Origin of the sequence: Guyparkeria sp. (assembly GCF_046540515.1) — a bacterium.
Taxonomy (GTDB): domain Bacteria; phylum Pseudomonadota; class Gammaproteobacteria; order Halothiobacillales; family Halothiobacillaceae; genus Guyparkeria.
In genome coordinates, this window is the sequence record NZ_JBKHFB010000091.1 from 1 (window position 1) to 5,993 (window position 5,993).

Consider the following 5,993-nt stretch of genomic DNA (forward strand, 5'->3'; position numbering starts at 1 on the left):
TGCATTCGCCAATGGTCTGATAGACTGTGAGTTTGCCGCTCGGCAACGTTTTTCGCCGAGCGGGCGCGCAATCGATTGAGGTGAACGCGATGGTTGACGCAACCGACACCATGGTCGCCGAGCCGGCCACCGAGGACGCGCCGCTGGTCTTTACAGAGAACGCGGCGAGCAAGGTCCAGTCGCTGATCGAGGAAGAGGGCAATCCGTCGCTCAAGCTGCGCGTGTTCATCACGGGCGGCGGCTGTTCCGGCTTCCAGTACGGCTTCATGTTCGAGGAACAGGCCCAGCCGGACGACACGGCCGTGGAGCGCTCCGGGGTGACCCTGCTGGTCGACCCGATGAGCATCCAGTACCTCGAGGGCGCCGAGATCGACTACAAGGAAGACGTCTCCGGTGCGCAGTTCGTGATTCGCAATCCCAACGCCGCGACCACCTGCGGCTGCGGTTCCTCGTTCTCGATCTGATTTCGTAATGAGACTTGACGCGGGCCATGCCCGCGTCTCGCGTTTGTCAGGGTTACTACAAGGCGTTGTCGATGGATTTTGTACCGGGCTTGCAGGGTGTGCCGGCGGCGCAGTCTGCCATTTCGTATCTGGATGGTCAGGCCGGGCTGCTGACCTACCGTGGCTATCGCATCGTGGATCTGGCGCGCCAGAGCACGTTCGAGGAAACCGCGTGGGTGCTGATCCACGGTGACCTGCCGACCGCACTCGAGCTCGCCGAGTTCGACGCCGAGCTGCGTCGCAACCGCCGCGTGAAGTACAACGTGCGCGACATCATGAAGTTCCTGCCCATCGACGGGCACCCGATGGAGGCGCTGCAGACCTGCGTGGCCAGTCTGGGCATGTTCTACCCGGGGCAGGAGCGCATGACGGCCAACGGCGTCAACGCCGACTCGGAGTTCGTCGAGCAGATGATCATCAAGATCCTCTCGAGCATGTCGACGCTGGTGGCCATGTGGGAGCACATCCGCAAGGGCGACGACCCGGTCGCGCCACGCGCGGATCTCTCCTACGCGGAGAACTTCCTCTACATGATGACCGAGCGCGAGCCCGACCCGATCGAGGCGCGCATCATGGACGCCTGCCTGATCCTGCATGCCGAGCACACCCTCAACGCCTCGACCTTCGCCTCGCTGGTCTGCGGCTCGACCCTCGCCCCGCCGAACCTGGTGGTCGCCTCGGCGATCGGCACGCTGGCCGGCCCCCTGCACGGTGGGGCCAACCAGCGCGTGCTGGCGATGCTCGACGAGATCGGCTCGGTCGAGAACGTCTCCCCGTGGCTGGAAGAAAAGCTGGCGAACAAGGAGGTCATCTGGGGCTTCGGTCACCGCGAGTACAAGGTCAAGGACCCGCGTGCCGACATCCTGCAGGGGCTGCTCGAGCAGCTGCGCGAGCATCGGGGCGGCCAGCTCTCGCCGCTCTACGACATTGCCCGCGAGCTCGAGGCCCAGGCCGCCGAGCACCTGGCCGGCAAGGGCGTCTACCCGAACGTGGATTTCTATTCCGGCTTGCTCTACGCCGAGCTCGGTATCCCGCGCGACCAGTTCACGCCCATCTTCGCCATCTCGCGCACGGCGGGTTGGCTGGCGCACTGGAAGGAGCAGATCGCGAACAACCGCATCTACCGCCCGACCCAGGTCTACGTCGGCGAGAGTCCTCGCGACTACCGCCCGATCGGCTCCCGCTGATCGACCCGCCCCCGCCCCGCCCTCAAGCGGGGTAGATTCCCCCCAGCACCCGCGGACCGATGGCCCCGGTGACGGTGGGTGCGTTGCCAGGCCTCCCCGTGAGCAACTGCCGGGCGAGCCAGGCAAATGCCGCTCCCTCGACGCATTCCGGCGCGATCCCCGCCGCCGCGCTGCTCTCGACCGTCGTACCCAGCCGCTCGCGCAGCCGCTCGACCAGTCGACGGTTGTAGGCGCCGCCCCCGCAGAGCGTCACCGGGATGTCCGGCCGTCGGTCGAGCCATGGCGCGATCGCGCCGGCCACGCTCTCCACCGTCAGCTCCAGCAAGGTCGCCTGTACGTCCTCGGCCGGTAGCGCGATCAGGCGCCGGCCACCGCGTTCGCGCAGCCAATCGAGGTGGAAGCGCTCTGGGCCGGTGGATTTCGGCGCCGGCATGGCAAAGAACGGATCGTCGAGCAGCGCCTCGAGTAGCAGTGCGTCGACCTTCCCGCTGGCTGCCCACCGACCGTCTCGATCGAAGGGGGCGTCGCGGTGAAGTGCGTGCCAGCCGTCCATCAGGGTGTTGGCCGGACCGGTATCGAAGCCGATCGGTTCGTGGTCGGGGAGCAGGATCGAGGCGTTGGCGATGCCGCCGAGGTTGAGCACGATCCGCCCCGCGGGTCCGGGCGGGAACAGCGCGGCGTGGGCGGGCGGTGCGAGTGGCGCCCCCTGACCGCCGGCGGCCATGTCGCGGCGACGGAAGTCGGCGGCAACGGTGATGCCGGTCAGTTCGGCGATGCGGCTGGGATCGCCCAGCTGCAGGGTGAAGGACGCCCCTTCCCAGTCCGGTCGGTGCCGCACGGTCTGACCGTGCGAGCCGATGGCGCGCACGGCCAAGGCCGGGATGCCTGCCTGCTCGAGCAGTCGGGCGACGCCCACGGCCGTGGTTTCGGCCAGTCGCCGGTCGGCCAGGCCCAGCAGATCGATGTCGTCGGCCCCGGGGGGCAGGCGGGGGGTGGTTACGTTGCCGCCCCGCGCCAGCCGCATCAGCTGCGCGGTGAGCGCGGCGCCCAGCGGTTCCTGGTGGTGGGCCACCAGGCGCGGCTGCGCGGAGGAGAAATCGCAGAGGCACAGGTCAAGCGCATCGATACTGGTGCCCGTCATCGCGCCGATGAACAGCTCCGGGGCATCGTTGGCCCCGTTGCGGGCAGCGTCAGTCGTCACGTGCGTCGCGTGAGGCCCGGTTGTTCTGGGCGAGGTGAACCGGCTGCTCGCCCTCGACGTCGAGTTCGATGCGGGCCAGCTCCTCCAGCGAGCCGCGCGTACGGGCGATGAAGTCCTTGCGATCCTCGGAGGCGATCGGGTTGGCTTCCGGCAGATCGACCTTGACCGGGTCAAGTGGCTTGCCGTTGACCTTGAACTCGTAGTGAAGGTGAGGGCCAGTGGCATCACCCGTCATGCCGACGTAACCGAGGGTGTCTCCCTGGTTGACGCTGGCGCCGCGCTTCAGGTTGCCCTTGAATCCGGACAGGTGGGCGTAGAGGGTCTCGTACTTGGCGTCGTGGCGCACCTGTACCACCTTGCCGTAGCCGTGTTTCCAGCCGACGAAGGTGACGCGCCCGGAGGCGGCAGACTTGATCGGTGTGCCCGTCGGGGCCGCGAGGTCGACGCCATTGTGCGGGCGGACCGTGTTGTGGATCGGGTGGAGTCGCTTGGGGTTGAAGTTCGAGCTGATCCGCGAGAACTCCACCGGGTAGCGCAAAAAGCCGCGTTCGAGGCTGCTGCCGTCGGGCTCGTAATAGCCGGTGGTGCCATCGGGAGAGGTGTAACGGACCGCCTGCACGCGTTCGCCCCGGTTGATGAACTCGGCGGCCACGATGCGGCCGGTGCCCAAACGCTCGCCGTCGCGTTCGCGCACCTCGTAGATCAGTCGGAACTGGTCGCCGTCGCGCACATCGCGCAGGAAGTCCACTTTCCAGCCGAATACCTCGGCGAGCTGCATGATCTGCGCCGGCGGCACGCCGGTCGAGATCGCCGACTGGTAGAGCGAGCCCTTGATGGTGCCGCCAGCGGAAACCAGCCGGGTCTCGCTCGGCAGGTCGGTGATCTCGGCCACCAGTTGGTCGCCGTCTTGACGGAATATCGAGAGTTCGCTGTCGCTGTTCACGTCATATTTCAGCCCGGCGAACTCGTCCGAGTCGTCGGTGATCAGGACGACCTTGTCGCCGGGGCGAATACGCTCCAGCCGTCGTGCCTCGTCGCCCAGATCGAGCACCTTGAGCACGTCGCTGTAGCCGAGGCCGGCCTTCTCGAAGATGGTCGACAGGGTGTCCCCCGAGTCCACCGTGATGGTGGTCTCCTCGAGCGAGGGTGAAGAGGCTTGCTTCTCGGTGGCGTCCTCCTCCTTGCTGTCGACCGCTGCCTGGTCGGATTCCGGAGTCTCGATCGCCTCGAGCGCTTCTTCTTGACCCGGAATATGGAAGTTCGGGCGACTGTCGAGGCTGACCGAGCGAGCGAATGCCTGCGGGCGCTCACCGGTGTTTCGCGGGGCGGTCGAGGTGTCGGATTCCGCTGTTTGGGGCGATGTCTCGGACGAGTCGATCGCCTCGAGCGCCAGAGGGATCTCGTTGTCCCGGGACGCGTCCTGAGTCGCCGTCGAGCCGTTGCTCGGGGTCGGTTGCCCCGGCAGGAATTGCCAGACGACGGTGCCAAGCGCGAACACGCCTAGACCAACCAGAAAGGTGCGCCGGATCAGGCGTGTCGGTCTGCGCTTGGGCTTGAATAGGGGGCGTTGTTGCATGGATGGTGAAACCTGGCAGAAAAATATGGTGTAAAACCGGTAACATAACCGCCTTTCTGCAGCCATTCAACGTAATTCTTGGAAGGGTGAATCGTGTCTCAGGAGCAAGCGCAGATGCTGGCGGAGTTGTGTCGGGGTACCGACGAGGTGCTGGTCCGCGAGGAGCTGGTCGAGCGGCTGGCCGAGGGGCGGCCGTTGCGTATCAAGGCCGGATTCGACCCCACGGCCCCGGATCTGCACCTTGGCCACACGGTGCTCATCAACAAGCTGCGCCAGTTCCAGGAGCGCGGTCACGAGGTCATTTTCCTGATCGGCGATTTCACCGGCATGATCGGCGATCCGACCGGGAAGAGCGCTACCCGCCCGACCCTGACGCCCGAGGCGGTGCGTGAAAATGCCCGCACTTACGAGCGCCAGATCTTCCGCATCCTGGATCCCGACAGGACGCGGATCGTCTTCAACTCCGAGTGGATGGGGAAGAAGAGCGCGGCCGACCTGATTCAACTGGCCAGCCGCTACACGGTGGCACGAATGCTCGAGCGCGACGATTTCTCCAGGCGGTATCGCGAGAACCGGTCGATCGCGGTCCACGAGTTCCTCTACCCGCTGGTGCAGGGTTACGACTCGGTGGAGCTCGAGGCCGACGTCGAGCTCGGCGGGACCGACCAGAAATTCAACCTCCTGGTCGGTCGCGAATTGCAGAAACAGTACGGCCAGAGACCCCAGGTGGTCATGACCGTGCCCATCCTCGAGGGGCTCGATGGCGTCAACAAGATGTCGAAGTCGCTCAACAACTACATCGGTATCGAGGAGCCGGCCGACGAGCAGTTCGGCAAGCTGATGTCGATTTCCGATGACCTGATGTGGCGCTACTTCGAGTTGCTCTCGTTCCGCCCCCTGGAGGAGATCGCGCGGCTGCGCGAGGAAATGGCGGGCGGCCGCAATCCGCGCGACATCAAGTTCGAACTGGCGATCGAGCTGGTCGATCGGTTCCACGGCAAGGGGGCGGGGGAGAAGGCGCGCGACGCGTTCATCTCGCGTTTCCAGAAAAAGCAGTTGCCCGACGACATGCCCGAGGTGCATCTCCAGCCCGGGGTCGCGATCGTCGAGGCGCTCAACCGCGCCGGGCTGATCCAATCGAACTCCGAGGGGTTCCGGCATATCAAGGCCGGGGCGGTGAAGCTCGGCGGCCAGCGGGTCGAGGACGGTGGGTTGTTGATGCCGGTGGGCGAATCGATCGTCCAGGTGGGAAAGCGGCGCCTGGCGAAGATTGTCGTCGAAGGGGCTTGACGGGCCCGGCGAAGCGCGTAAGATGCGCTCCTCCTTACGGGGCGCAGGTAACGCCGCCGCCCCGCAAGACAGCCCCGACGAGATGACAGAAAACACTTGACGGGCGCTGCGGTGAGCGTAAAATGCTCGCTCCTCTCAAGGCGAAAACGTTCGCCGAGAGAGTGGCCCGAAACACCGACAGAAAGGTGTTGACAGGCGACACGGGGAGCGTAAGATACGCGCTCCTTTCGGCGACG

5 protein-coding genes are annotated in these 5,993 nt (G+C 65.9%); 3 read left to right on the top strand and 2 right to left on the bottom strand.

Annotated features, from left to right (window positions below; translation table 11 throughout):
• Window positions 1-89 precede the first annotated feature (89 nt).
• Both erpA and ACLFRM_RS08755 read left to right on the top strand, forming a co-directional pair.
• Window positions 90-464 (top strand): iron-sulfur cluster insertion protein ErpA, encoded by a 375-nt coding sequence (gene erpA / locus ACLFRM_RS08750; protein WP_410755358.1) that lies wholly within the window; start codon window positions 90-92, stop codon window positions 462-464.
• Window positions 465-535: 71 nt separating this feature from the next.
• Window positions 536-1,690 carry a citrate synthase gene (locus tag ACLFRM_RS08755; protein WP_410755359.1) on the top strand — a complete coding sequence of 385 codons (1,155 nt, stop codon included), beginning with the start codon at window positions 536-538 and terminating at the stop codon, window positions 1,688-1,690.
• A gap of 22 nt (window positions 1,691-1,712) precedes the next feature.
• On the opposite strand, the gene ACLFRM_RS08760 is transcribed toward ACLFRM_RS08755, so the two are convergent.
• Window positions 1,713-2,891 (bottom strand): anhydro-N-acetylmuramic acid kinase, encoded by a 1,179-nt coding sequence (locus tag ACLFRM_RS08760; protein ID WP_410755360.1) that lies wholly within the window; start codon window positions 2,889-2,891, stop codon window positions 1,713-1,715.
• Window positions 2,881-4,467 carry a peptidoglycan DD-metalloendopeptidase family protein gene (locus ACLFRM_RS08765; RefSeq protein ID WP_410755361.1) on the bottom strand — a complete coding sequence of 529 codons (1,587 nt, stop codon included), beginning with the start codon at window positions 4,465-4,467 and terminating at the stop codon, window positions 2,881-2,883. The genes ACLFRM_RS08760 and ACLFRM_RS08765 overlap by 11 nt, the downstream gene beginning before the upstream one ends.
• A 114-nt stretch (window positions 4,468-4,581) precedes the next feature.
• Here ACLFRM_RS08765 and tyrS point away from each other — a divergent pair, with 114 nt between their 5' ends.
• Complete coding sequence (gene tyrS / locus ACLFRM_RS08770) at window positions 4,582-5,757, top strand: tyrosine--tRNA ligase (protein WP_410755362.1); 1,176 nt, start codon at window positions 4,582-4,584, stop codon at window positions 5,755-5,757.
• Window positions 5,758-5,993: the final 236 nt, after the last annotated feature.

Coding starts and splice junctions, on each gene's coding strand:
- erpA (WP_410755358.1), top strand. CDS start 90: ATGGTTGACGCAACCGACACCATGGTCGCCGAGCCGGCCACCGAGGAC.
- ACLFRM_RS08755 (WP_410755359.1), top strand. CDS start 536: ATGGATTTTGTACCGGGCTTGCAGGGTGTGCCGGCGGCGCAGTCTGCC.
- ACLFRM_RS08765 (WP_410755361.1), bottom strand. CDS start 4,467: ATGCAACAACGCCCCCTATTCAAGCCCAAGCGCAGACCGACACGCCTG.
- tyrS (WP_410755362.1), top strand. CDS start 4,582: ATGCTGGCGGAGTTGTGTCGGGGTACCGACGAGGTGCTGGTCCGCGAG.